The 22378-nt window shown below is 60.4% G+C and carries 23 protein-coding genes; 11 read left to right on the top strand and 12 right to left on the bottom strand.

Annotated features, from left to right (window positions below; all coding sequences use genetic code 11):
* The first annotated feature begins 183 nt into the window (after window positions 1-183).
* On the top strand, window positions 184-1647 hold the full coding sequence (locus QMX97_RS12450) for a glyceraldehyde-3-phosphate dehydrogenase (protein ID WP_106804812.1): 1464 nt from the start codon (window positions 184-186) through the stop codon (window positions 1645-1647).
* 172 nt (window positions 1648-1819) lie between these two features.
* On the opposite strand, the gene QMX97_RS12445 is transcribed toward QMX97_RS12450, so the two are convergent.
* The gene (locus QMX97_RS12445; protein ID WP_106804811.1) at window positions 1820-2353 is read right to left on the bottom strand and encodes a chalcone isomerase family protein; all 534 of its coding nucleotides are present in this window, start codon (window positions 2351-2353) and stop codon (window positions 1820-1822) included.
* Between the two features lie 234 nt (window positions 2354-2587).
* Between QMX97_RS12445 and sthA the strand changes: the two genes are divergently transcribed.
* Entirely contained in the window at window positions 2588-3982 is a 1395-nt protein-coding gene (sthA, locus tag QMX97_RS12440; RefSeq protein ID WP_016975273.1) for a Si-specific NAD(P)(+) transhydrogenase, read from the top strand.
* A gap of 42 nt (window positions 3983-4024) precedes the next feature.
* Here the strand turns inward: sthA and QMX97_RS12435 are convergent, their stop codons facing one another.
* Both QMX97_RS12435 and QMX97_RS12430 read right to left on the bottom strand, forming a co-directional pair.
* Window positions 4025-4747: a glycerophosphodiester phosphodiesterase family protein gene (locus tag QMX97_RS12435; RefSeq protein ID WP_065901990.1), complete on the bottom strand. Its 723-nt coding sequence runs from the start codon at window positions 4745-4747 to the stop codon at window positions 4025-4027.
* A 43-nt stretch (window positions 4748-4790) separates the two neighbouring features.
* Window positions 4791-5375, bottom strand: a complete 585-nt coding sequence (locus tag QMX97_RS12430) for a PilZ domain-containing protein (RefSeq protein ID WP_065901988.1) — start codon at window positions 5373-5375, stop codon at window positions 4791-4793.
* A gap of 94 nt (window positions 5376-5469) precedes the next feature.
* Here QMX97_RS12430 and QMX97_RS12425 point away from each other — a divergent pair, with 94 nt between their 5' ends.
* The 3 genes from QMX97_RS12425 (at window position 5470) to QMX97_RS12415 (ending at window position 8717) form a co-directional block, all read left to right on the top strand.
* Window positions 5470-6720 carry a lipoprotein-releasing ABC transporter permease subunit gene (locus QMX97_RS12425; protein WP_065901986.1) on the top strand — a complete coding sequence of 417 codons (1251 nt, stop codon included), beginning with the start codon at window positions 5470-5472 and terminating at the stop codon, window positions 6718-6720.
* Window positions 6721-6727: 7 nt separating this feature from the next.
* Window positions 6728-7411 carry a lipoprotein-releasing ABC transporter ATP-binding protein LolD gene (lolD, locus tag QMX97_RS12420; protein WP_162946070.1) on the top strand — a complete coding sequence of 228 codons (684 nt, stop codon included), beginning with the start codon at window positions 6728-6730 and terminating at the stop codon, window positions 7409-7411.
* A gap of 61 nt (window positions 7412-7472) precedes the next feature.
* Window positions 7473-8717 (top strand): lipoprotein-releasing ABC transporter permease subunit, encoded by a 1245-nt coding sequence (locus QMX97_RS12415; RefSeq protein ID WP_065901983.1) that lies wholly within the window; start codon window positions 7473-7475, stop codon window positions 8715-8717.
* Window positions 8718-8805: 88 nt separating this feature from the next.
* Here the strand turns inward: QMX97_RS12415 and QMX97_RS12410 are convergent, their stop codons facing one another.
* The gene (locus tag QMX97_RS12410) at window positions 8806-10161 is read right to left on the bottom strand and encodes a heavy metal sensor histidine kinase (RefSeq protein WP_282397025.1); all 1356 of its coding nucleotides are present in this window, start codon (window positions 10159-10161) and stop codon (window positions 8806-8808) included.
* Complete coding sequence (locus QMX97_RS12405; protein WP_065901979.1) at window positions 10158-10838, bottom strand: heavy metal response regulator transcription factor; 681 nt, start codon at window positions 10836-10838, stop codon at window positions 10158-10160. The genes QMX97_RS12410 and QMX97_RS12405 overlap by 4 nt, the downstream gene beginning before the upstream one ends.
* Window positions 10839-10995: 157 nt before the next feature.
* On the opposite strand from QMX97_RS12405, the gene QMX97_RS12400 reads away from it, so the two are divergent.
* Complete coding sequence (locus QMX97_RS12400; RefSeq protein WP_282397024.1) at window positions 10996-11517, top strand: cupredoxin family protein; 522 nt, start codon at window positions 10996-10998, stop codon at window positions 11515-11517.
* Between the two features lie 66 nt (window positions 11518-11583).
* Window positions 11584-12414 carry an NADPH-dependent 7-cyano-7-deazaguanine reductase QueF gene (gene queF / locus QMX97_RS12395; protein ID WP_282397023.1) on the top strand — a complete coding sequence of 277 codons (831 nt, stop codon included), beginning with the start codon at window positions 11584-11586 and terminating at the stop codon, window positions 12412-12414.
* A 136-nt stretch (window positions 12415-12550) separates the two neighbouring features.
* On the opposite strand, the gene QMX97_RS12390 is transcribed toward queF, so the two are convergent.
* Window positions 12551-12817 carry a DUF4404 family protein gene (locus QMX97_RS12390; RefSeq protein ID WP_065901972.1) on the bottom strand — a complete coding sequence of 89 codons (267 nt, stop codon included), beginning with the start codon at window positions 12815-12817 and terminating at the stop codon, window positions 12551-12553.
* Window positions 12818-12927: 110 nt separating this feature from the next.
* A complete protein-coding gene (locus tag QMX97_RS12385; protein ID WP_106804808.1) occupies window positions 12928-13536 on the bottom strand; it encodes a phosphatase in 609 nt (202 codons plus the stop codon).
* 195 nt (window positions 13537-13731) lie between these two features.
* Between QMX97_RS12385 and QMX97_RS12380 the strand changes: the two genes are divergently transcribed.
* Window positions 13732-14421: a VacJ family lipoprotein gene (locus tag QMX97_RS12380; protein WP_065901968.1), complete on the top strand. Its 690-nt coding sequence runs from the start codon at window positions 13732-13734 to the stop codon at window positions 14419-14421.
* Between the two features lie 62 nt (window positions 14422-14483).
* On the opposite strand, the gene QMX97_RS12375 is transcribed toward QMX97_RS12380, so the two are convergent.
* On the bottom strand, window positions 14484-14780 hold the full coding sequence (locus QMX97_RS12375; RefSeq protein ID WP_282397022.1) for a PilZ domain-containing protein: 297 nt from the start codon (window positions 14778-14780) through the stop codon (window positions 14484-14486).
* A gap of 276 nt (window positions 14781-15056) precedes the next feature.
* On the opposite strand from QMX97_RS12375, the gene rssB reads away from it, so the two are divergent.
* Together rssB and rssC are read left to right on the top strand one after the other, a co-directional pair.
* A complete protein-coding gene (gene rssB / locus QMX97_RS12370) occupies window positions 15057-16238 on the top strand; it encodes a two-component system response regulator RssB (RefSeq protein ID WP_017737359.1) in 1182 nt (393 codons plus the stop codon).
* Window positions 16238-16720, top strand: coding sequence for an anti-sigma factor antagonist RssC (gene rssC, locus QMX97_RS12365; protein ID WP_003172602.1), 483 nt, complete (start codon window positions 16238-16240; stop codon window positions 16718-16720). The genes rssB and rssC overlap by 1 nt, the downstream gene beginning before the upstream one ends.
* Window positions 16721-16903: 183 nt before the next feature.
* Here the strand turns inward: rssC and tal are convergent, their stop codons facing one another.
* The 3 genes from tal to QMX97_RS12350 all read right to left on the bottom strand — a co-directional run bounded on the left by tal (window position 16904) and on the right by QMX97_RS12350 (window position 20265).
* Complete coding sequence (gene tal, locus QMX97_RS12360; protein ID WP_065901958.1) at window positions 16904-17830, bottom strand: transaldolase; 927 nt, start codon at window positions 17828-17830, stop codon at window positions 16904-16906.
* A gap of 381 nt (window positions 17831-18211) precedes the next feature.
* Window positions 18212-19207 (bottom strand): tRNA dihydrouridine(20/20a) synthase DusA, encoded by a 996-nt coding sequence (gene dusA / locus QMX97_RS12355; protein WP_201143751.1) that lies wholly within the window; start codon window positions 19205-19207, stop codon window positions 18212-18214.
* Between the two features lie 395 nt (window positions 19208-19602).
* Window positions 19603-20265 carry a Wzz/FepE/Etk N-terminal domain-containing protein gene (locus tag QMX97_RS12350; protein ID WP_106804804.1) on the bottom strand — a complete coding sequence of 221 codons (663 nt, stop codon included), beginning with the start codon at window positions 20263-20265 and terminating at the stop codon, window positions 19603-19605.
* A gap of 255 nt (window positions 20266-20520) precedes the next feature.
* On the opposite strand from QMX97_RS12350, the gene QMX97_RS12345 reads away from it, so the two are divergent.
* Window positions 20521-20727, top strand: coding sequence for a hypothetical protein (locus tag QMX97_RS12345; RefSeq protein ID WP_065901909.1), 207 nt, complete (start codon window positions 20521-20523; stop codon window positions 20725-20727).
* A gap of 38 nt (window positions 20728-20765) precedes the next feature.
* Here the strand turns inward: QMX97_RS12345 and QMX97_RS12340 are convergent, their stop codons facing one another.
* Window positions 20766-21953: an MFS transporter gene (locus tag QMX97_RS12340; protein ID WP_282397021.1), complete on the bottom strand. Its 1188-nt coding sequence runs from the start codon at window positions 21951-21953 to the stop codon at window positions 20766-20768.
* Window positions 21954-22378: the final 425 nt, after the last annotated feature.

The following is a 22378-nucleotide window of genomic DNA, read 5'->3' as shown; positions in this document are numbered from 1 at the left end:
GCGTATGTTTCGGAGGGTTACGGACAAGTCGGCGTTACCGGCGAATAGGTGGCCTTCTGGAACCCGCGTATTTACTGGGCTGCAGCGCGGTGTTGGTTTTTGGCAAGCACTTTTTGTTGCCGGGCGCGCATTGCTCCGAGGGCGGTCGGGCGGCATAATGTAGCCCCTTTTTTCTGCCCCTACATGTGGAAGGTTCCCGTGACTCAGAAGCCCGACCAGTGTCTTGGTGAATGGATCGACCGTGAAGCACTCGCTGAAGCGATGATTCCGCTTATCGGTCAGCTGTACCGCAATAACAATGTGGTGAGCTCGATCTATGGCCGCAGCCTGATCAACCAATCAGTCATCGCGATTCTCAAGGCGCATCGCTTTGCTCGCCATCGCTCTGCCGACGACAGCGAACTCTCCGTCCACGAAACATTCCCCCTGCTCAAGGCCATGAGCGAGCTCAAGCTCGGCGCGGCTTCGGTAGACCTGGGCAAGCTGGCCTATAAATTCCGCAAGGAAGGTGCCGGCCGCAGCGCCGAGCAGTTCGTGCGTGAAGAAATGGCCGAAGTGGTTGGCCAGCAAAACGCCGCAGCCCGCAAAGGCACCGACGTCGTGCTGTACGGCTTCGGTCGTATCGGCCGCCTGCTGGCGCGCATCCTGATCGAAAAAACCGGTGGCGGCGACGGCCTGCGCCTGCGTGCCATCGTCGTGCGCAAAGGCGCCGAGAACGACCTGACCAAGCGCGCAAGCCTGTTGCGTCGTGATTCGGTACACGGTCCGTTCAACGGCACCATCGTCATCGACGAAGAAAACAACACCATCACCGCCAACGGTAACCTGATCCAGGTGATCTACGCGAAGAACCCGTCCGAGGTGGATTACACCCAGTACGGCATCAAGGACGCCCTGCTGGTGGACAACACCGGTGTCTGGCGTGATGCCGAGGGCCTGGGCCAGCACCTGGCCTGCCCGGGTATCGATCGCGTTGTCCTGACCGCTCCGGGCAAGGGCAAGCTGAAGAACATCGTTCACGGCATCAACCACGCTGAAATCACCGCTGACGACAAGATCGTGTCCGCCGCTTCCTGCACCACCAACGCCATCGTGCCGGTGCTGAAGGCTGTGAACGACAAGTTCGGCATCGTCAACGGTCACGTCGAAACCGTTCACTCGTACACCAACGACCAGAACCTGATCGACAACTTTCACAAGGGCGATCGCCGTGGCCGTAGCGCCGCGTTGAACATGGTGATCACCGAGACCGGTGCTGCTACCGCTGCTGCCAAGGCCCTGCCTGAGCTGGCCGGCAAGCTGACCGGTAACGCGATCCGTGTGCCGACGCCGAACGTGTCGATGGCGATTCTCAACCTGAACCTTGAGAAAGCCGCCACCCGTGAAGAGATGAACGAGTACCTGCGCTACATGGCGCTGCACTCCGACCTGCATAAGCAGATCGACTTCGTCAATTCGCAGGAAGTGGTGTCCACCGACTTCGTCGGCTCGCGCCACGCCGGTGTGGTGGACGCGGAAGCGACCATTACCCAGGACAACCGCGTTGTGCTGTACGTGTGGTACGACAACGAGTTCGGCTACAGCTGCCAGGTGGTTCGCGTGATGGAAGACATGGCTGGGGTCAACCCGCCTGCATTCCCGCGCTAAGCCTGTGCGCTGAATGAAAAAGCCCCGACTGGTTCGGGGCTTTTTTGTGCCTGCGAGGGCCTCTTCGCGAGCAAGCCCGCTCGCACATTCGACCGGGTGTCTTCAGGGCGCGCGCGGTTAAATGTGAGAGCGGACTTGCTCGCGAAGGCGGTCGTTCAGCCAGCGCAAATCTTCAATTGAGCAACTGGGTACGCAAGCGCTCGGACAGCCCATTGGGCGCCAGCCAGAGGCTCAGGTAGGTCCTGGCAAGCTCATCGTCACCACTGCTGAACACCACCTGCCCATTGATCTCCAGGTTCAAGCCCCGCCCCGGACGAAAATCCAGGGCATACCGGTCGCCGCTGCGGATATCGCGAAAACTGGCGTGCAGTTTGTCTATCTCGGGCTTCAGTCGGGCGCTGGCCTGCTGGCGCTGCAGCGTGGCAGTCGCGGCTTTGATCACATCGTTGCGGTCGATGTCACGGAAGTAGTACAGCGTCAGGCGCAACGCTTTTTGTTGCGACCAAGCCTGCTTGGCGCTCAGGTCGGACGGGGCATACAGCGCCGCCGCGTAGACATCCGCCCACAGGTAGGTAAGCACCGTCTGGTTTTTCAGCGCCAGTTCATGGGATTGCGCCGCAAAATCGGCTTGCCGGAGCCGATCCGCCTCACTCGCCTGCGCCGCCAGCGAAAAAATCATCATTAAACAGAAAACGACATGCCGCATAATGGCTCGTCCTGCAAAGGTGCGTGCCAGCAGTGTAATGCCTGTTTCGTGTTTCTGTAGTAAAGGCAAGACTGGCCTACGACGCGACCAAGGGTTAATGTGCGCGGCGTTGAGCCTTATATAGACTGTGCCCCGGTTCACACACTTGAGCCAAATTGTCCTTCATGACCGCTGGCCGCGGCATGATTTAGCCAGGCGTTCAACCGTGCGCCTGGCCTGTTCTGAGGAGTACGCATGGCTGTCTACAACTACGACGTGGTGGTACTGGGTTCCGGCCCGGCTGGAGAAGGTGCGGCGATGAACGCCGCGAAGGCAGGGCGCAAGGTGGCGATGGTCGATAGCCGTCGCCAGGTCGGCGGTAACTGCACCCACCTGGGTACCATCCCGTCCAAGGCCTTGCGTCACTCGGTGCGCCAGATCATGCAGTTCAACACCAACCCGATGTTCCGGGCGATTGGTGAGCCGCGCTGGTTCTCGTTCCCGGACGTGCTGAAAAGCGCCGAGAAGGTGATCTCCAAGCAAGTGGCTTCGCGCACCGGTTACTACGCCCGCAACCGTGTCGACCTGTTCTTCGGTACCGGCAGCTTCGCCGACGAGCAAACCATCGAGGTGGTATGCCCCAACGGCGTGGTCGAGAAGCTGGTGGCCAAGCACATCATCATCGCCACCGGTTCGCGTCCGTATCGCCCGGCGGATATCGATTTCCACCACCCGCGTATCTACGATAGCGACACCATCCTCAGCCTGGGCCACACCCCGCGCAAATTGATCATCTACGGCGCCGGCGTGATCGGCTGTGAATACGCCTCGATCTTCAGCGGCCTGGGTGTACTGGTAGAGCTGGTCGACAACCGCGACCAACTGCTGAGCTTCCTCGACTCGGAAATTTCCCAGGCGTTGAGCTACCACTTCAGCAACAACAACATCACTGTGCGTCACAACGAAGAGTACGAGCGGGTCGAAGGCCTGGACAACGGGGTGATCCTGCACCTCAAGTCCGGCAAGAAGATCAAGGCCGACGCCTTGCTGTGGTGCAACGGCCGTACCGGCAACACCGACAAGCTGGGCATGGAAAACATCGGGGTCAAGGTCAACAGCCGTGGCCAGATCGAGGTGGACGAGAACTACCGTACCTGCGTGGCGAACATCTATGGCGCCGGTGACGTGATCGGCTGGCCAAGCCTGGCCAGTGCCGCGCACGACCAGGGCCGTTCGGCCGCTGGCAGCATCGTCGACAATGGCAGCTGGCGTTATGTGAACGACGTGCCGACCGGGATCTACACGATTCCCGAGATCAGCTCGATCGGCAAGAACGAACATGAGCTGACCAAGGCCAAGGTGCCTTACGAAGTGGGCAAGGCGTTCTTCAAGAGCATGGCGCGTGCGCAGATCGCCGGTGAGCCGCAAGGCATGCTGAAGATCCTGTTCCACCGCGAGACCCTTGAGGTGCTCGGCGTGCACTGCTTCGGCTATCAGGCGTCGGAGATCGTCCACATTGGCCAGGCCATCATGAACCAGCCGGGTGAACTCAATACCCTCAAGTATTTCGTCAACACCACGTTCAACTACCCGACCATGGCCGAAGCCTATCGGGTAGCGGCCTACGACGGCCTCAACCGGCTTTTTTGAGCGGCTCCGGCCGGTGGCCTGAGCCGGCCGGGGAGACCGATTTCAGTAATTCTCGAGGGTGGCAGTGGCCAAACCGGGAAAGTCTGTAATCAGGCTATCTACGCCGAAGTCGGCGAGCCTGCGCATCAGCGCGGGTTCGTTGACTGTCCACACGGACACGTGCAAGCCCTGGCGCTGGGCTTTTTCCAGACGCTCAGGGGTGCACAACGTCCAGTTCAATGCCAGAAACTCACAGCCATAGTTCTGCGCGACCTTCAGCGGGTCGAGCCAGGCGTATTCGGCGACCAGGCCGCGTGACAGGTCCGGGGTCAGTTCAACCGCTGCCTTCAGCACTTCCCGCGAGCTTGAGGTCACGGTGACCTTGTCCATCAGGCCAAAGCGCACCGCCATTTCGCGGATGGCCAGTACGGTGGTTGCGGCGCGGGTGCGCGAGGCGCTTTTGACTTCCAGTTGCCAGTGATCGAAGTCGCACTGCTCGAACAGCTCTTCCAGGCGTGGGATCGGGCACGGCTTGACCCAGCCGGGGCCGCCTTTGCGCGCGTCCATCTTCACCAGGTCCGCCGCCGAATACTCGACGACCTTGCCGCGCCGGTCAGTGGTGCGCTTGAGCGTCGGGTCGTGGATGACCATCAGCTCGCCGTCCATGGACAGGTGCAAATCCAGTTCGCAGCGGCGTACACCGTGCTTGAGGCACTCCTGGAAGCTGGTCAGGGTGTTTTCCGGTGCTTCGCCTTTGGCACCGCGGTGGCCGTAAATCAGGGTCACAGTTGCTCCTATGCGCCAGGTCTGCTGGCGGGGTGATACGAATTCAGGTGTCTTGGGCGTCGCTCTGTTCCCGCGCCAGGCGCCGTTCCTGGGCTTGTTTCTGCAGGATATAGCGCGCGAGCAGCTGGCGTTGGGCATCGGTCATGGATTCGAATTCCGTGCCCACATCAAAACCTGCGCCCTTGGGATCGCAGTGGGTGACCCGCGCGCGCAGCAACAGGCCGAGCGCCTGGGGCATCAGCACCAGCTTGACCGCCAGGTGCGCGCCGGTCGGCAGGGGCGTGGGGTGCTGGAAGTCGATGCCGCCTTCGGAAATGATCACCGGCTGCGGCGCGCCGACTTCATCCAGCAGGCCGCGCGCCATGATCTGGCTGAGCAGGTCCAGGCGTTTGTTCTGCACGCGCAGGAAGGCGGCGAGGGTGCGGTCTTTCTCGCTGAGCTGGCGTAACAGGTGCTGGGCTTCGAACTCGCTCAGGTGCAGTTCACTGAGCAGATTGAACAGCGGGGAATCATCCAGCAACACTTCTTTGCTCGCCGCTTCCGGGGCAGACAGGCTTTTGATTTGAAGTGCGATCATGTCGTCGATACGGTAGTATTCGCGGCGCTCTTCTTCATCTAATGTCGACATGGCGAACCCCAGGTAACGGTAATGGTCTGAGTGTAAAGCTGCTTACCAGACCCCGCCACCGGGACGTCTTCTTTTCCTCCGAACAAGCCCCGACATGTTCAGACCTCTCTTCGTATTTATCGGCACGCGTTATACCCGTGCAAAGCGTCGCAATCATTTTGTGTCGTTCATTTCCCTGACCTCGATGATCGGGCTCGCCTTGGGCGTGGTCGTGATGATCGTGGTGTTGTCGGTGATGAACGGCTTCGATCATGAGATGCGCACCCGCGTGCTGGGCATGGTGCCCCACGCGACCATCGAGGGCGATGCGCCCATCAGCGACTGGCAAAGCCTGGCCGCGAAGGTCAAGCAGAACCCCAAGGTGGTGGCCGTCGCGCCCTTTACCCAGATGCAGGGGCTGCTGACCAATGACGGCAAGGTGCAGAAAATCCTGCTCAATGCCATCGACCCGGTCCAGGAGCGCAACGTCTCGATCATCGACAAGTTCATGCTGCAGGGCAAACTCGACGACCTCGCGCCCGGCAGCTTCGGCATCGTCATCGGTGACAAGGCCGCGGCGAAGCTCGGCGTGGGCCTCGGGGACAAACTGACCTTCGTCGCCCCGGAAGTCACCGTGACCCCGGCCGGGATGTTCCCGCGCATGAAGCGCTTCACCGTGGTCGGCACCTTCCACGTCGGCGCCGGCGAGATCGACGGCTACCTCGGCCTGACCAACCTCACCGACCTGGCGCGCCTGCACCGCTGGCAGCCGGACCAGGTGCAGGGCCTGCGCCTGAAGTTCAACGACCTGTTCGACGCCCCGCGCGGCGCCTGGGAAATTGCCCAGCACCTGGGCGAATCCCAGTACTACGCCCGCGACTGGACTCGCACCCACGGCAACCTGTACCAGGCCATCCGCATGGAAAAAGCCATGATCGGCCTGCTGTTGCTGCTGATCGTCGCCGTCGCCGCCTTCAACATCATCTCCACGCTGGTGATGGTGGTGAATGACAAGAAAGGCGATATCGCTATCCTGCGCACCCTGGGCGCCACGCCGGGGCAGATCATGGCGATTTTCATGGTGCAGGGCACCGTGATCGGCGTGGTCGGCACCTTGATCGGCACGGCTGTGGGAATCCTGGCCGCACTGAATGTGAGTGCGGCGATCGCCGGCCTCGAAACCCTGATCGGCCACAAGTTTCTCAACGCCGACGTCTACTTCATCGATTACCTGCCGTCCCAGGTGCAAACCCAGGACGTGCTGATGGTGGGTGGCGCCGCGTTGGTCCTGAGTTTCCTTGCCACCCTGTATCCAGCCTGGCGCGCGGCACGTACCCAGCCAGCACAGGCCTTACGTTATGAGTGAATCGGGCATGAGTGAAAAAGCAATCCTGAGCTGCCGCAACCTGGGCAAATCCTATGAGGAAGGCCCGGAATCGGTGGTGGTGCTGTCCAACCTGCAACTTGAACTGCATCCGGGCGAGCGCGTGGCGATCGTCGGCAGTTCCGGCTCCGGCAAAAGTACCTTGCTCAACCTGCTGGGCGGCCTCGATACGCCGTCCCAGGGCAGCGTCTGGCTGGCCGGTGAAGAGCTGTCGGCCCTGGGTGAAAAAGCCCGTGGCCAGTTGCGCAACCGTTCGCTGGGCTTTGTGTACCAGTTTCACCACCTGTTGCCGGAATTCACTGCGCTGGAAAACGTGTGCATGCCGCTGTTGATCGGCAAGACTGCGATCCCGCAGGCGCGCGAGCGTGCCAAGGCGTTGCTGGAGCGCGTCGGCCTTGGCCATCGCCTGGAGCACAAGCCGGCCGAATTGTCCGGCGGCGAGCGCCAGCGTGTGGCGATTGCCCGTGCCCTGGTGAACAACCCGGGCCTGGTGATGCTCGATGAGCCGACCGGCAACCTCGACTCCCACACCGCCCAGGGCATCAAGGACTTGATGCTGGAACTGAGCACCCAGATGCGCACCGCGTTCCTGGTGGTGACCCATGACATGAGCATGGCCCGCCAGATGGACCGTGTGCTGCACCTGCAGGAAGGTCACTTGGTCGCCATCTGACCCGTTTCAAGCCCGGTGCCTATAGCGCCGGGTTTTTTCATTTTTTCAACGGTGCCCGCGAATGTTCAGACCGTTATCGATTTTCATCGGCACGCGCTATACCCGCGCCAAGCGCCGCAACCGTTTTGTTTCGTTTATCTCGATGACCTCGATGATCGGCCTCGCCCTGGGCGTGCTGGCAATGATTGTGGTGCTGTCGGTGATGAACGGCTTCCAGCGCGAAATGAGCTCGCGCATCCTCGGCATGGTGCCCCACGCGACCATCGTCGGCGTGAACCCGATCGATGATTGGCAGCCGGTAGCTGCGGCGGCGATGAAAAATCCAGAAGTCACCGCCGCTGTTCCGTTCACGCAGATGGACGGCATGTTCTCCTACAAGGGCGCGATGCAGCCGATCGAGATCAGCGGCGTCGATCCGGCGCAGGAAGGCAAGGTGTCGATCGTGGCCCAGCACATCGTGCAGGGCAAACTCGACGACCTGAAGCCCGGCGAGTTCGGCGTGGTCGTCGGTGAAATCACCGCGCGGCGTTTTCGCCTGAGTGTGGGCGACAAGCTGACCCTGATCGTGCCGGAAATCAGCAGCGCTCCGGGCGGTATCACCCCACGCATGCAGCGCTTGAATGTGGTCGGCATCTTCAAGGTCGGCGCCGAGCTGGATGGCTCCATGGCCCTGATCCATATGGCCGACGCTGCCGAGATACAGCATTGGCAGCCGAACCAGGTGCAGAGCGTGCGCCTGGCGGTGAAGGACCTGTACGCAGCGCCCAAGGTCTCGACGGACATCGCCGGCAGCCTCGGTGCAGCCTACAAGGCGGACGACTGGACCCACACCCAGGGCAGCCTGTTCAGCGCGATGAAGATGGAAAAGACCATGATCGGCCTGCTGTTGCTGATGATCGTCGCCGTGGCCGCGTTCAACATCATCGCGACCTTGATCATGGTGGTGAATGACAAGGGCGCAGACATCGCGATCCTGCGCACCATCGGCGCCACGCCTCGGCAGATCATGGCGATCTTCATGGTGCAGGGCACGGTGATCGGCATCGTCGGCACCTTGATCGGCGGGGTGCTGGGGGTGATTGCGGCGCTGAATGTCAGTGAGCTGGTGGGCTGGCTGGAGCGCGTGACCGGGCAGCATATCTTCAGTTCGGATGTGTATTTTGTCAGCAACCTGCCGTCGGAGCTGCAGGGTGGGGATGTGTTGTTGATTTGCTCGGCGGGGTTTGTGTTGAGCTTCTTGGCGACCATTTACCCGGCGTATCGCGCGGCGAAGATTGAGCCGGCGCATGCCCTCAGATATTCGTAGCCGTTAACACCGCTATCGCAGGCTAGCCAGCCCACATTTGAATGTATTCACAAGCTGGCTTGCCTGCGATAGGGCCCGCCAGCTTGCCTCAATCCTCCTTCGGCAACTCAATCACAAACCGCGTCCATCCTGCCTGCGACTCACAATAAATCCTTCCGCCATGCGCTCGCACGATCGACTGGGTAATCGCCAGGCCCAGCCCCGCATGCTCGCTGCTGCCTTCGCGGCGCGCCGGGTCGACTCGATAGAAGCGATCAAACAGGCGCGGTAACAGCGCCGGTGCAATACCTTCACCGTTGTTCTCTACAGTCAGCGTCACCCCGCGGGCACCTTCTGTCATCCGTACCCGCACTTCGCCACCCGCCGGGGTAAACCGCAGCGCGTTATCCAGCAGGTTCGACAAGGCCCGGCGCAGCATGCTGCGATCGCCGCGTGTATGGGCAGCGCCTGCGCACACCAGGCTGACCTGCGCGTCTTCGGCCAGCAGCGTGAAGAACTCCAGCAACGCGTCGACTTCCTCCGCCAGCGCCAGCGGTTCGCGCGTGGGCACCAGCAAGCCGTGGTCGGCCTTGGCCAGGTAGAGCATGTCGTTGACCAGTTGCGCCATCCATTGCAACTCTTCCAGGTTGCTGTGCAGCGCCTCGCGGTAGTCCTCCAGCGGGCGCGGCTGGGTGAGGATGACTTGGGTGTGGGTCAACAGGTTCGACAGCGGCGTGCGCAGTTCGTGGGCGATATCGGCGGAGAAAGCCGAAAGGCGCTGGAACGCGTCATCCAGGCGACCGAGCATCGCGTTGAAGACCTGGGCCAGTTCCGCCAGCTCTGGTGGCATGTGCTGCTCGGGCAGGCGCTGGGTCAGGGAATGCGCGGAGACGCTGGCCGCCACATCGCCCATGCGTCGCAAGGGTCGCAACCCACTGCGCGCGGCCCAGGCGCCGAGCAATGCGGTGGCCAGGGCCGAGAGGCCGACGGTCAACCAGATCAGGTGCTGCATGCGCTGCAGGAAGTGTTGGTGGTGAGTGATGTCGAGTATCAGGCTCAGTTGCGGCGAGTCCGGCTGGCTTGGCGCCAGTGGCACGTTGTACACGCGGTAGTCGGTGCCGGCGTTCTGCAGGCGGTGCAAGCCCGGTGCCTCGGGCAAGCTCATGCCCGCCGCGCCGTCAAACCAGCGCTGGCCAGCGGCGCTGATGCGCAGCGTCAGGTCGGGTTGGCGAGCGAGTTCGGTGCGCAGTTGCGCTTCGCGCTGGGCAAACAGCTGCGGTGTGTCGACGCCCTGCAAGGTACTGCGCAAGGCGACTAGTTTGCCGTCGAGCAGTTGCTGGTCCAGCTCGATAAAGTGCGTTTCGCTGGCATGATTGAACAGCACGCCTGCCAGCAGCGACACCACCGCAGTACAGCCGGCAAACAGCAAGGCCAGGCGGCTGGCCAGGGACAGGCGCGAGATCAATTGCACCGCGCCTCCAGCACATAACCCATGCCGCGCACGGTGTGGATCAGCTTGGTGGGGTAGTTGTCGTCGACTTTCAGGCGCAACCGGCGGATCGCCACTTCGATGATGTTGGTGTCGCTGTCGAAATTCATGTCCCAGACCTGGGAGGCAATCAGCGACTTGGGCAGCACTTCGCCCTGGCGGCGCAGCAACAGTTCCAGCAGCGAGAACTCCTTGGCGGTGAGGTCGATGCGCTGGCCGTCCCGTTCGACACGGCGGCGAATCAAATCCAGGCGCAGGTCGGCCAACTGCAAGGCGGTTTCCTGCGGGGCACTGCTGCCACGGCGCAACAGGCTGCGCACGCGTGCCAGCAGTTCGGAAAAGGCGAAGGGTTTGACCAGGTAGTCGTCGGCGCCGAGTTCCAGGCCGTGCACGCGGTCTTCCACGGCGTCCCGGGCGGTCAGGAACAGCACCGGAATATCCAGGCCGGCGCCGCGCACCGCTTGCAGGATTTGCCAGCCGTCGCGGCCGGGCAGCATCACGTCGAGGATCAGCAGGTCGTAGTCGCCGGTCAACGCCAGGTGCTGGCCGCTGGCGCCGTCGGCCACCCATTCGGTGGTAAAGCCAGCCTCGGCCAGGCCCTGGCGCAGGTATTGGCCGGTTTTGGCTTGGTCTTCGACAATCAACAGTTTCATGGGCAGCTCTTGGCAAACAGGGCACGACCGGCTTTATACCGTGGAGGCCGGGGTAAGGGCGCAACCTGACAAAGTTGTAATCTAGCAGTCAGCTGGCTGGCAGCGGCGTCATCTTAGAGTGCTGATCCTACGGTTTACATAGTTTCGGAGAAGAGAGATGGCGTTGCGTACTCCCCTGATGTTGGCAGGCTGCCTGTTGGCGCTGAGTTTCGGTGCGGCGGCTGACACGGCTCACACATACGCGTTCGGCCAGCCGGCGCCGGCGAACCAGGCCACGCGCACCGTGCAAGTCACGCTGCAGGACATTTCCTTTTCACCCAAGTCCTTGGACGTCAAGGCTGGTGAGACGGTGCGCTTTGTACTCGTCAACAAAGGCCAGTTGCTCCATGAATTCAACCTGGGTGACGCGGCGATGCATGCCGAGCACCAGAAGGAAATGTTGCAGATGCAAGCGAGCGGCATGCTTACCGCCACCGGTATGGGCAAGATGGACCACAGTGCGATGGGCCATGGCGACATGGGCGGCATGAAGCACGACGACCCCAACAGTGTGCTGGTGGGGCCGGGCAAAACCGCCGAGCTGACCTGGACCTTTACCAAGGCCACCGGGCTTGAGTTCGCATGCAACCTGCCGGGGCATTACCAGGCGGGGATGGTCGGCAAGCTGACCGTCGAGTAAGGCGGTTCTTAGAGGCGCGATCAAAGGCTGGTAGACTGGCGGGGTTTATTTAGCCAGGTTTCCGCCATGCATCCCGCAGCCGAACATTCGCCGCTGGGCAAGTCCAGTGAATACATCTCCACCTACACCCCCTCGTTGTTGTTCCCGATTCCGCGCGCCGCCAAATGGGCCGAGCTGGGCCTGAGCGCCGAGACCCTGCCTTATAAAGGCGTGGATTTCTGGAATTGCTTCGAATTGTCCTGGTTGTTGCCATCGGGCAAGCCGGTGGTGGCCATCGGTGAATTCAGCATTCCGGCCGATTCGCCGAACATCATCGAATCCAAGTCATTCAAGCTGTACCTCAATTCGCTCAACCAGAGCGCGTTTGCCGACGTACACAGTCTGGAAGCCACCCTGCGCACCGACCTCAGCGCGGCTGCCGGCAAGCCTGTGAGCGTGCGCGTGCGCAGTCTGGCCGAGGTTGAAGCCGAAGGCGTGCAGGCTTTGCCGGGTGTGTGCATCGACGATCTGGATATCAGCGTCAGCAACTACGAACACCCGCGCCCCGAACTCTTGCGCTGCGATGCTTCGCGTGTGGTCGAGGAGAGCGTGCACAGCCACTTGCTCAAATCCAACTGCCCGGTGACCAGCCAGCCAGACTGGGGCAGCGTGGTGGTGGACTATCGCGGGGCGGCACTCGATCACGTCAGTTTGCTCGAATACCTGGTGAGCTTTCGCCAGCATTCGGACTTCCATGAGCAGTGCGTGGAGCGCATCTTCCTCGACCTGCAGCGCTTGCTCAAGCCAGAGACACTGACGGTGTATGCGCGGTATGTGCGGCGTGGCGGGCTGGATATCAACCCGTACCGCAGCACCGAGGATGTGGCGTTCCAGAACGTGCGCCTGGCTCGCCAGTAGCTATCACGCAAATCAAATGTGGGAGCTGGCTTGCCTGCGACGGCGGTGTATCAGTCACCTGATGGATGACTGAATGATCGCGATCGCAGGCAAGCCAGCTCCCACATGGGTTTCTGCGCTTGCCTTGGGGCTTGGTTCAGATCCCGATGTTGCCCAGGGTGATCATGATATTGCGCAATGTGCCGGAAATGACCGGATGATCGGCATCGAACTCTATGGCCGCTTGGTTCACATCATCGGAAATACTCGGCGTCTGAGTCGCCGGTTCAAGTTCAAGTTGTAATTCAAACTTGGCAATCAAGGCTTCCAGCGCTTCGCGTTTTTCTTCCGGCAGCGGCGGTTCCTGTTCCAACTGCCCGCGCAGGATCTCGACCTGTTCTTCCAGTTTTTTGCGATCAGGCATGACGTGGTTCCTTTTATCGATAGGCACTGGCATAGACCACGGCACGCCGAGAAAGGTCTACGAGCTGACCTGTAGATTAATCCACTGGCGCCCTCCGTGCATGATCTCGATCAGGGCTTCTCGCCCTTGAGCTGGCGCAGACTGATGTCGGCCAGGCAACTGCCGAGCTCGCCCAGGTGGTCGATCACCGAGTGCACGCCCAGGCCATACAGGGCGACGGTGGCCTTGCCGCGCTTGTACTCGCGCTCCTGCTCGCTCAGCGCCTGCCATTGCTCGGGGGCCATGCCGCACAGCGAGCCGCACGAGGCCAGGCCGATAGTCCACAGGCCGGCGTTCAGCCCCGATTGCAGCAAGCGCGGCTCGCCGCTGACCAGCACGCAGCCTTCCAGGCGTTCGATATTCAGTTCCATCAAGGCTTGCCAGCACGCGTGAGGTGCAGGCCAGCGGATGGAGGAGGGCGATGCAGCCTTGAGCCACTCGGGGAGTGAGGCCGACAGCGCGGTGGTCACCGGGGGTGGCAATTCATCCAGCCAGGCACAGGGCACGCCTTGATCCTTCAGGCTGCGCAGGATTTTCAGGGCGCCGGGTGTGGCATGGGAGCCCAGCGTGGGGGAATCGGTGCGTGCCCGGGAACCGAAGTCCACCAGGCAGCCACTCAGGCCAAACAGAACTGCAGTCAAGGCAGGCGCGCTGGCGATGGCAATCTCGGCGTGAGGCATTTCAACATCCCTGAAATAGCCCTGACGCTAACGGGGCACGATGACAAGCCGATGACAGCAGGGTTAATTGTAGGAATTTTGTGCATTTCCCGTATGTCGTTTCCTGCATGCTGCCTAATTGGACACTTCCGTCATATACTGGCCGTCTTATTCAGGGCATAGCGCCCATGACAGACCATTCAAGGAGCAAAAGCTATGCGCTGGAGCCACTACTTCGCTCAGCTGTCGGTGTGTGCCACTGTGCTGCTGGCGCCGTTCGCCGCACAGGCCGCGTCCGAAGACGATCCATGGGAAAGCGTCAACCGCCCGATCTTCACCTTCAACGACACCGTTGATACCTACGCGCTCAAGCCGTTGGCCCAGGGCTATCAGTTTGTGACTCCGCAATTCGTGCAGGACGGTGTGCACAACTTCTTCCGCAACATCGGCGATGTCGGCAACCTGGCCAACAACGTGCTGCAGCTCAAGCCGCATGCGGCGGGTGTGGACACGGCTCGCCTGCTGATGAACACCACCTTCGGTGTGCTGGGCTTTATCGACGTCGGCACCAAAATGGGGCTGCAGCGCAGTGACGAAGACTTCGGCCAGACCCTCGGCTACTGGGGCGTCGGCAGCGGGCCTTACGTGATGCTGCCGTTGCTGGGCCCGAGCACCTTGCGTGACGCGCCGTCCAAGTACGTGGACAGCTACACCCAACCGTACCGCTACATGAACGATATCGGCTGGCGCAACAGCACCTTCGGCCTGAATATCGTGGACACCCGTGCCAGCCTGCTCGACAGCGAGAAGCTGATCACCGGCGACAAATACACGTTTATCCGCAACGCCTACCTGCAGAACCGTGAGTTCAAGGTCAAGGATGGCAAGGTCGTCGACGACTTCTAAGCCGTGACGTTTTGAAATGAAAAAAGGCGACCCTGGCGGTCGCCTTTTTTTGTGCGCACTTTTCAGTGCATTTTCAAGATCTTGAGGCCCAGTTGCTGCTGCTCACCGGTGGTCTTGGTCCAGACCACTTCGGTGTCCGCCTCCAACCCCTTGAGTGCGGCGTGCTCCGATTCGATGCGCACCGTCAGGTGGTCGCCTGCGTTGAAATGGCGAGGCGCCTGGACCTGCATTCCGGAGCTTGAAAGGTCCACGCACACCCCGGCAATCTCCTGCCCGGCGTGGATAAGAGACACATCGGCATCCACGCGCATGCGGATGAAATCGCGTTTTTCGGCGTAGTCGCGCTCGTGTTCGCTCATGGGTTCCATCCTTACTTTGTGTTGTGGTCGTGCCCGTTCTTATAACTCCCGGTGATTTGCGGTGTAAAGACGCCCGGCGACCATCGGCATGAGCTTGAAACCCCTGGCGGATGGGAGTACCGTCTGCGCCTTAGAAGGGCACCTCTGCTTTACCGTTGTGCGTGGGCTAAAATCCCGTATGTTGTAGGACAGAGAGGCTAGAAAGCGAATCCAGTACGTGCGCCCGGCCATTGCCGAGCCACCTACGCCAACCTAATTCTGGCGCCGTTTGCCCACATGCAAAAAACCAGTGCCACGCTGCTGATAATCGATGACGACGAAGTAGTGCGCGCGAGCCTCGCGGCCTATTTGGAAGACAGTGGCTTCAGCGTCCTGCAGGCCAGCAATGGCCAACAGGGTCTCCAAGTGTTCGAGCGCGACAAGCCCGACCTCGTGATCTGCGACCTGCGCATGCCCCAGATGGGCGGCCTCGAGCTGATTCGCCAGGTGACCGAGCTTGCCCCGCAGACGCCGGTGATTGTCGTGTCCGGTGCCGGGGTGATGAACGATGCCGTCGAGGCCTTGCGCCTGGGCGCTGCCGACTACCTGATCAAGCCCTTGGAAGACCTGGCGGTGCTGGAGCACTCGGTACGACGTGCCCTGGACCGTGCACGCCTGTTGTTGGAAAACCAGCGTTACCGCGAAAAGCTCGAAACCGCCAACCGCGAACTCGAAGCCAGCCTGAACCTGCTCCAGGAAGACCAGAACGCCGGTCGCCAGGTGCAGATGAACATGTTGCCGGTCAGCCCGTGGACCATCGACGAATTCCAGTTCGCTCACCAGATCATCCCGTCGTTGTACCTGTCGGGTGATTTCGTCGATTACTTCCGTGTTGATGAGCGGCGTGTCGCGTTTTACCTGGCCGATGTTTCCGGCCATGGCGCATCCTCTGCTTTTGTAACCGTGTTGTTGAAGTTCATGACCACACGGCTGTTGTTCGAATCCAAGCGCAATGGCACCTTGCCGGAGTTCACCCCCTCCGAGGTGTTGGGCCACATCAACCGGGGCTTGATCAGTTGCAAGCTGGGCAAGCACGTGACGATGGTAGGCGGCGTGATTGATGAAGAAACCGGTCTTTTGACCTACAGCATCGGCGGTCACCTGCCGATGCCGGTTTTGTACACTCCCGACAGTGTGCGCTACCTGGAAGGGCGTGGCCTGCCCGTAGGCTTGTTCAATGAAGCGACCTACGAAGACCACATCCTGGAGCTGCCACCGACGTTCAGCCTGACGCTGATGTCCGATGGCATCCTGGACCTGCTTCCAGAGCCTACACTCAAAGAGAAAGAAGCTGCCTTGCCCCAAAAGGTCAAGTCGGCGGGCGGCAGCCTGGATGGCCTGCGGCAGGTTTTTGGATTGGCCACGCTAGGGGAGATGCCGGATGATATCGCCCTATTGGTGTTGAGCAGGAATCTTTGATGAGTACCGGAAGAATCCAATTCGCCGAGCAAGACGGGACCTTCGTCCTGAAATTTGTCGGTGAAGTGCGCCTGACCTTGTGTTCGGCGCTGGATGCGACGATTGAGCGGATTTTCACAGCGTTGAATTTTTCGGCGATCGTGATCGATCTGACCGAAACCCGCAGCATCGATAGCACCACCCTTGGGTTGTTGGCCAAGTTGTCCATTCTGTCTCGGCAGAAGGTCGGCCTGTTGCCGACGGTCGTCACCACCCATGAAGACATCACCCGTCTGCTGCAGTCCATGGGCTTCGACCAGGTGTTCAACATCGTTGATCGCCCGATCCCATGCCCTGAATGCCTGACCGACCTGCCTTCCCAGGATCAGTCCGAGGAAGTGGTGCGGGTCAAGGTGCTGGAAGCGCACAAGATCCTGATGGGCCTGAACGAGTCCAATCGCGAAGCGTTCCACGATCTCGTGAATGCCCTCGAACGCCACTGACCTGGATTCCAACGGTAGGCGCTGGCTTGCCAGCGATGGCGGCGTGTCGATCACCTTATCCGTTGCTGCCGCACCCGTGAGCAAGCGTGCGCCTGCAACTTGAACGGTGGCCAGCTCAAGATCGATGAAACACAAAAAAGGGCGGTACCCGCGAGGGTGCCGCCCTTTTTGCTACCGCCGCTTTTACAGCTTGGCAGTCAGCAACGCCTCCAGTTTCTCCTGGTCGCGAGCAAACTGACGAATACCCTCGGCCAGTTTCTCGGTGGCCATCGCATCCTCGTTGGACTCCCAACGGAACTGCGCTTCTGTCAGATGCACACGGGCTTCGCCGGCATGGCCTGGCGAAAGCTTGCGCTCCAGCTTGCCTTCATCGGCTGCCAGCTTCTCCAGCAGATCCGGGCTGATGGTCAGGCGATCACACCCGGCCAGCTCTTCGATCTGGCTCAGATTACGGAAGCTCGCCCCCATCACCACGGTCTTGTAGCCATTGGCCTTGTAGTAGTTGTAGATGCGCGTTACCGACTGCACACCTGGGTCTTCGGCGCCGGTGTAGTCATTGCCATTGGCCTTCTTGTACCAGTCATAGATACGGCCCACGAACGGCGAGATCAGGAACACGCCGGCTTCTGCGCACGCTACGGCCTGGGCGAAGGAGAACAGCAGCGTCAGGTTGGTCTGGATGCCTTCTTTCTCGAGCTTCTCCGCCGCGCGGATACCTTCCCAGGTGGAGGCGATCTTGATCAGCACGCGATCACGGCCAACACCAGCCTTGTCGTACAGGTCGATCAGGCGGTGCGCACGCTTGAGCACGGCGTCGGTATCGAATGACAGGCGCGCATCCACTTCGGTGGAGATGCGCCCAGGCACCACTTTCAGGATCTCCTGGCCGACGGCCACTGCAAACCGGTCGCTGGCCAGGCCGACATCACCGTTGCAGTCCTTCACACACTCATCCAGCAGCTTGGCATAGCCTGGAATCGAGGCGGCCTTGAGCAGCAGGGAAGGGTTGGTGGTGGCGTCTTGCGGCTTGAGCTTGGCGAGGGTTGAGAAATCGCCGGTATCGGCTACGACAGTGGTGAATTGCTTGAGTTGTTCCAGCTTGGAAGTCATGGGCGTGCTCTGTCCTATGGGTCTGATGACATTACCCGAGCGCTGGCAGGCGCTCAAGGGCGCAAATGCGTTCGATCGTTTGCGAGGGCAACAACCTGAAAACAGCCGTTTGAATGACTGATCTTGCTGTTAAATAGGAGGGCAAAACGGCCGGCAGGTTCAACCCAACTGCCCTGCGGGCAGCGCAGTCCCGTGGAAGCCGTCTCCCTGTGGCGAGCAGGCTTGCCCTGCGTTGGGTCGCGCAGCGGCCCTGAAACCTATCAACGCGTTCCAACTGAAAAATCGCACCAGTCCTACTGGGGGCGCTTCGCACCCCAACGCAGGGCAAGCCTGCTCGCCACAACAGCCCAGCCACTCAACATTTCCCTGACACGCAGCCCATCAGCGCCCCTCCAACAACTCCCCAGCCTGGTCCAGCAACGCCAAAGGGTCCGTGGCTTTATGAATGTCCACCGACAACAACTGCCGAAACTTGCGCGCCCCGGGGAAGCCCGTGCCGAGTCCCAGCACATGCCGTGTGATGTGATGCATCGAGCCGCCCGTGGCCAAGTGCTGCGCAATATAAGGCCGCAACTGCGCCAGCGCCTCAGCCCGGCTGATCACCGGCTGCGAGCTGCCATACAACTGCTGATCCACCTCTGCCAGCAAATACGGGTTGTGATAGGCCTCGCGGCCGAGCATTACGCCGTCAAATGTCTGCAAGTGCTCGTGGCACTGCTCCAGCGTCTTGATCCCGCCATTGAGGATAATCTCCAGCTCAGCAAAATCCTGCTTCAACTGCGCCGCCACGTCATAACGCAACGGTGGAATGTCCCGATTCTCCTTGGGCGACAACCCCTCCAGAATCGCGATCCGTGCATGCACGGTAAAACTGGTGCAGCCCGCGTCCTTGACCTGCCCGACGAAATCACACAGCTCGGCGTAACTGTCCCGGCCGTTGATCCCGATACGATGCTTCACCGTCACCGGAATCGACACTGCATCGCGCATCGCCTTCACACAATCGGCCACCAGGGCCGGGTGACCCATCAAGCACGCGCCAATCATGTTGTTCTGCACGCGGTCGCTGGGGCAACCCACGTTCAGGTTCACCTCGTCATACCCCGCAGCTTCGGCCATGCGCGCGCACGCAGCCAGATCCGCCGGCACACTGCCGCCCAACTGCAACGCAAGCGGGTGCTCGGCTTCGTTGTGACGCAGGAAGCGTTCGTGATCGCCGTGCAGGATTGCGCCGGTGGTGACCATCTCGGTGTAGAGCAGGGCGTGCTTGGAGAGCAGGCGCAGGAAGTACCGGCAGTGGCGGTCGGTCCAATCCATCATCGGGGCGACGGAAAAGCGGCGGGACAAGGGTTGCGATAAAGCGCTGGTCAGGGACATTGGACAATCTGAGTGGGTAAGGCAGAGGGGGCGAGTTTATCAGGAATCAAGGGCAGGATTCGTGCGCTGCCTGCCCTGGTCCAGGATGCCCGGCTTCAATCATTGCGTCATGACATTCCCTTGATGAAAAATCTTGCGCTTGGCGAGGCGGCTGGTGGTTGCAAGCCTGCATGCCAGACGACCGAAAAGAGGGGGGGGGGCTCCTCGCCCGCGCGCGCAAAAAACACTGTGAATAAAGAGTGGCGCAGTGCGATAATGGCTCCAGGCCATCACCTGCTTTCTTATAAGTACTATTAATGAAAACGACATTTTCTGCGAAATTGTTTATTTTTTTTGTTGCATCGCTGTTGGTCTGCACTATCTATTTTCTGGTTGAAGCATTTCTATAGCGCACTTCACGTCCGACGGGCGTGTTGGTGTTGCTGTATGAGAAATCTACTGATCACGAACAAGCTGCCTAATATCAAGCCTAAAAAGCCACCTAGAAAGGTGAATTTTTTTGAGGGTCTGGTATTGGCGGCTTTTACGTCGTCGAGGGCGTTGAACGCGCGCACGTTATTATCAGAAGCCAAGGCGGGTAAGTTCAGCGCGATGGCGTCCGTGTTCGCTGTATCCAGGGCGGATTTGAGTTGCGATCGCGCCAGCGCTTCAGTGGTCGCGGTGGCCGATGCGATATACAGGATAGCCTCGTTTTTACCTGTCTTCGGCGCAGTTTCCTTCACGTTAACCGACTGCGCCGCCATCACGCCCATGGCCGTATAGAACATGTCGTTTTGTATGGAGCTGTAGAGCTCGGTTTCCTGCGGTGGTGTATTCGCTTGGGCGCTTGCATCGTTGTCTTTAACTGCTTTATATAAACTATAGAGCGACGACTTGGTGATGTAAGTACTGGCAGTCCATTGTTCGGGAGCCGTCGCATTGATTGCAAATGAGACAGCCGCGCCCGCGACGGTGGTGGCTATTACGGTTTTCTTACTTGACCACAAGGCGAGGAGAAGTGGAATAAGGTCTATTTCATCATCAGTGGAACGCGGTTTTGAATTCGTTGAAATGCTCACGAAAAATTCCTTTCTTTACGTTCCCGGAGTGTAGAGAAAAAACCGCCATATGCCATGTATTCATCTCATTGCCAATAAATGCGAATAATTCCTGTTTGTTCTGGTGGGTGTTGTTTCAAACGACTGCCCGCATATTGATTGCAGCCTGAACCGCAGCTGTCACGTAGAGAAACTTCATGATGCCTGGCAACCCACAGGCATAGGATCATCCGCACGACACAATCGTTCACGCTTGAGCCGCCAGGGATCTGAAAAATGCGCTTGAACCTGATAAAAACCATGCTTATTGCCGGTGTTGTGCTGCTCAGTGGTTGCGCGGGCGTCAGCACCAGTACATGCCTTTCCGAAGGCTGTCAGTCGTTCGATGGCCATGGCGCCGCAAATGCGACCAAGGTGAACGTTGGCGGGAGCGGGTTGGGCAGTAGTTTCAGCCAGTACAGCTCAGGCTTGCTGCACGATTAAACCCGTGATCGGGGCAGGGTTGCCTGCCCCTTTTTCGTTCAATGACCGCCTCGCATCCGTCGTGCCATCAGGTAAACGCCCAGCCCGACCAGCGCCGTGGCCGCGCCGATATACCCGGTGCTGGTCCAACCCAGCCCCGCTGTAATCGCCATGCCGCCAAACCACGGGCCCAGCGCGTTGGCCAGGTTGAACGCAGCATGGTTGGACGCGGCCGCCAGGCTCGGTGCTTCGTGCGCGATGTCCATCAGGCGGATTTGCAGCGGTGCGGCCAGTGACACCATGGTGCCGACCAGGCCGATGCCCAGCAGCACGCCCCAGAGCGACCCGGCGGCGAATGGGAAGAACAGCAGCACCGCCATCGACCACACCAGAATCAAACCCACCGCCCGAAATTGCAGGCGATCAAACAGCTTGCCGCCGGCAATGTTGCCGATAATCCCGCCGACGCCAAATGCGGCCAGCCCGAACGGAATCCATTGCGGTGACACCTTGGTGACTTCAAGCATCGTCGGCGCCAGGTAGCTGAACACGCAGAACATCCCGGCAAAGCCGATGGCGCCAATGGCCAGGGCCATCCACACCTGGGGTTTGGTGAAGGCGCGCAGTTCCTTGCGCGGGTCGCTGCGCGGTTCATCGCGGCGATCGGGGACGTAGCGCCAGACCAGCGCAATCGTGCACACGGCGATGGCACTGACCAGTGCAAATGCCGAACGCCAGCCCAGATACTGGCCGAGGAAGGTGGCAATCGGGTTGCCCAGCAGCATCGCCAGGGTCAGCCCCATCATTACCCGCGCGACGGCGCCGGCGCGTTTGTCGGTGGGCACCATGCTGGAGGCGACAACGGCAGCGATGCCAAAGTAGGCGCCATGGGGCAGGCCACTGATAAAGCGGAAAGCCACCAGTGAACCAAAGGTCGGGGTGAACGCCGTGGCCAGGTTGCCCAAGGCATACAGCCCCATCAACAGCAGCAACATATGTTTGCGCAGCAGTTTGGCGCCGAGGATTGCCAGCAGTGGCGCGCCGACCATCACGCCCAGGGCATAGGCACTGATGGCGTGGCCGACCTGGGGTTCGCTGAGGTTGAGGTTGTGGGCAATGTCGGGCATCAGGCCCATGATGGCGAATTCGCCGGTACCGATAGCGAAAGCGCCCACGGCCATGGCCGCTTCCATTTTGGCGGCACTGCGCGCGGGCAGCACGTGCCCGGGAGTTTGGTGGATAGACATGGATCGCTCTGTTTGGATGAATGGCACGAAGGAGAGCCGCCGATGCTACGCAAGCAGCGACGAAGGTGTCTAGAACAGCCTTTTTCGGCAGAGTTCCATCGCCCTGGCCACCCTGTGACCCCACGTCGCGCCCATCGGGCTTGACAGTAAAGCGTTAAAACCCGCGATTCAGAGCTGTCAATTGGCCAAACAGCGCATAACCGCTGTTTGGCGTGATATTCTGCGCGCCGTCTTGGTCTAGTCTTTCTCCGGTGCGTACACCCGTATACGTCCCGGTGATTGGCTGTCGCCCAGGTAGCTGAAGCCAATAATGATAAGAAGTCAGCGCAGAAGGGACATAAAAGTGAGGTCGACACGTCGGCCTTGTGTGCCCACCCTGCGGTCCCCGAATGAATGTGCACACCCCGCGATGCGTTGCCTGGCGC

Origin of the sequence: Pseudomonas sp. PS01298, assembly GCF_029959745.1 — a bacterium.
GTDB classification, from domain to species: Bacteria; Pseudomonadota; Gammaproteobacteria; order Pseudomonadales; family Pseudomonadaceae; genus Aquipseudomonas; species Aquipseudomonas aylmerensis.
The sequence above is the reverse complement of the archived record's forward strand: the minus strand, read 5'-3'. Positions and strand labels throughout refer to the sequence as shown.

Excerpts from the sequence above, each read along its gene's own strand:
- QMX97_RS12450 (WP_106804812.1), top strand. The coding sequence starts at position 184 with ATGTGGAAGGTTCCCGTGACTCAGAAGCCCGACCAGTGTCTTGGTGAA.
- QMX97_RS12445 (WP_106804811.1), bottom strand. The coding sequence starts at position 2,353 with ATGCGGCATGTCGTTTTCTGTTTAATGATGATTTTTTCGCTGGCGGCG.
- sthA (WP_016975273.1), top strand. The coding sequence starts at position 2,588 with ATGGCTGTCTACAACTACGACGTGGTGGTACTGGGTTCCGGCCCGGCT.
- QMX97_RS12430 (WP_065901988.1), bottom strand. The coding sequence starts at position 5,375 with ATGTCGACATTAGATGAAGAAGAGCGCCGCGAATACTACCGTATCGAC.
- QMX97_RS12425 (WP_065901986.1), top strand. The coding sequence starts at position 5,470 with ATGTTCAGACCTCTCTTCGTATTTATCGGCACGCGTTATACCCGTGCA.
- lolD (WP_162946070.1), top strand. The coding sequence starts at position 6,728 with ATGAGTGAAAAAGCAATCCTGAGCTGCCGCAACCTGGGCAAATCCTAT.
- QMX97_RS12415 (WP_065901983.1), top strand. The coding sequence starts at position 7,473 with ATGTTCAGACCGTTATCGATTTTCATCGGCACGCGCTATACCCGCGCC.
- QMX97_RS12405 (WP_065901979.1), bottom strand. The coding sequence starts at position 10,838 with ATGAAACTGTTGATTGTCGAAGACCAAGCCAAAACCGGCCAATACCTG.
- QMX97_RS12400 (WP_282397024.1), top strand. The coding sequence starts at position 10,996 with ATGGCGTTGCGTACTCCCCTGATGTTGGCAGGCTGCCTGTTGGCGCTG.
- queF (WP_282397023.1), top strand. The coding sequence starts at position 11,584 with ATGCATCCCGCAGCCGAACATTCGCCGCTGGGCAAGTCCAGTGAATAC.
- QMX97_RS12390 (WP_065901972.1), bottom strand. The coding sequence starts at position 12,817 with ATGCCTGATCGCAAAAAACTGGAAGAACAGGTCGAGATCCTGCGCGGG.
- QMX97_RS12385 (WP_106804808.1), bottom strand. The coding sequence starts at position 13,536 with ATGCCTCACGCCGAGATTGCCATCGCCAGCGCGCCTGCCTTGACTGCA.
- QMX97_RS12380 (WP_065901968.1), top strand. The coding sequence starts at position 13,732 with ATGCGCTGGAGCCACTACTTCGCTCAGCTGTCGGTGTGTGCCACTGTG.
- QMX97_RS12375 (WP_282397022.1), bottom strand. The coding sequence starts at position 14,780 with ATGAGCGAACACGAGCGCGACTACGCCGAAAAACGCGATTTCATCCGC.
- rssB (WP_017737359.1), top strand. The coding sequence starts at position 15,057 with ATGCAAAAAACCAGTGCCACGCTGCTGATAATCGATGACGACGAAGTA.
- rssC (WP_003172602.1), top strand. The coding sequence starts at position 16,238 with ATGAGTACCGGAAGAATCCAATTCGCCGAGCAAGACGGGACCTTCGTC.
- tal (WP_065901958.1), bottom strand. The coding sequence starts at position 17,830 with ATGACTTCCAAGCTGGAACAACTCAAGCAATTCACCACTGTCGTAGCC.
- dusA (WP_201143751.1), bottom strand. The coding sequence starts at position 19,207 with ATGTCCCTGACCAGCGCTTTATCGCAACCCTTGTCCCGCCGCTTTTCC.
- QMX97_RS12345 (WP_065901909.1), top strand. The coding sequence starts at position 20,521 with ATGCGCTTGAACCTGATAAAAACCATGCTTATTGCCGGTGTTGTGCTG.
- QMX97_RS12340 (WP_282397021.1), bottom strand. The coding sequence starts at position 21,953 with ATGTCTATCCACCAAACTCCCGGGCACGTGCTGCCCGCGCGCAGTGCC.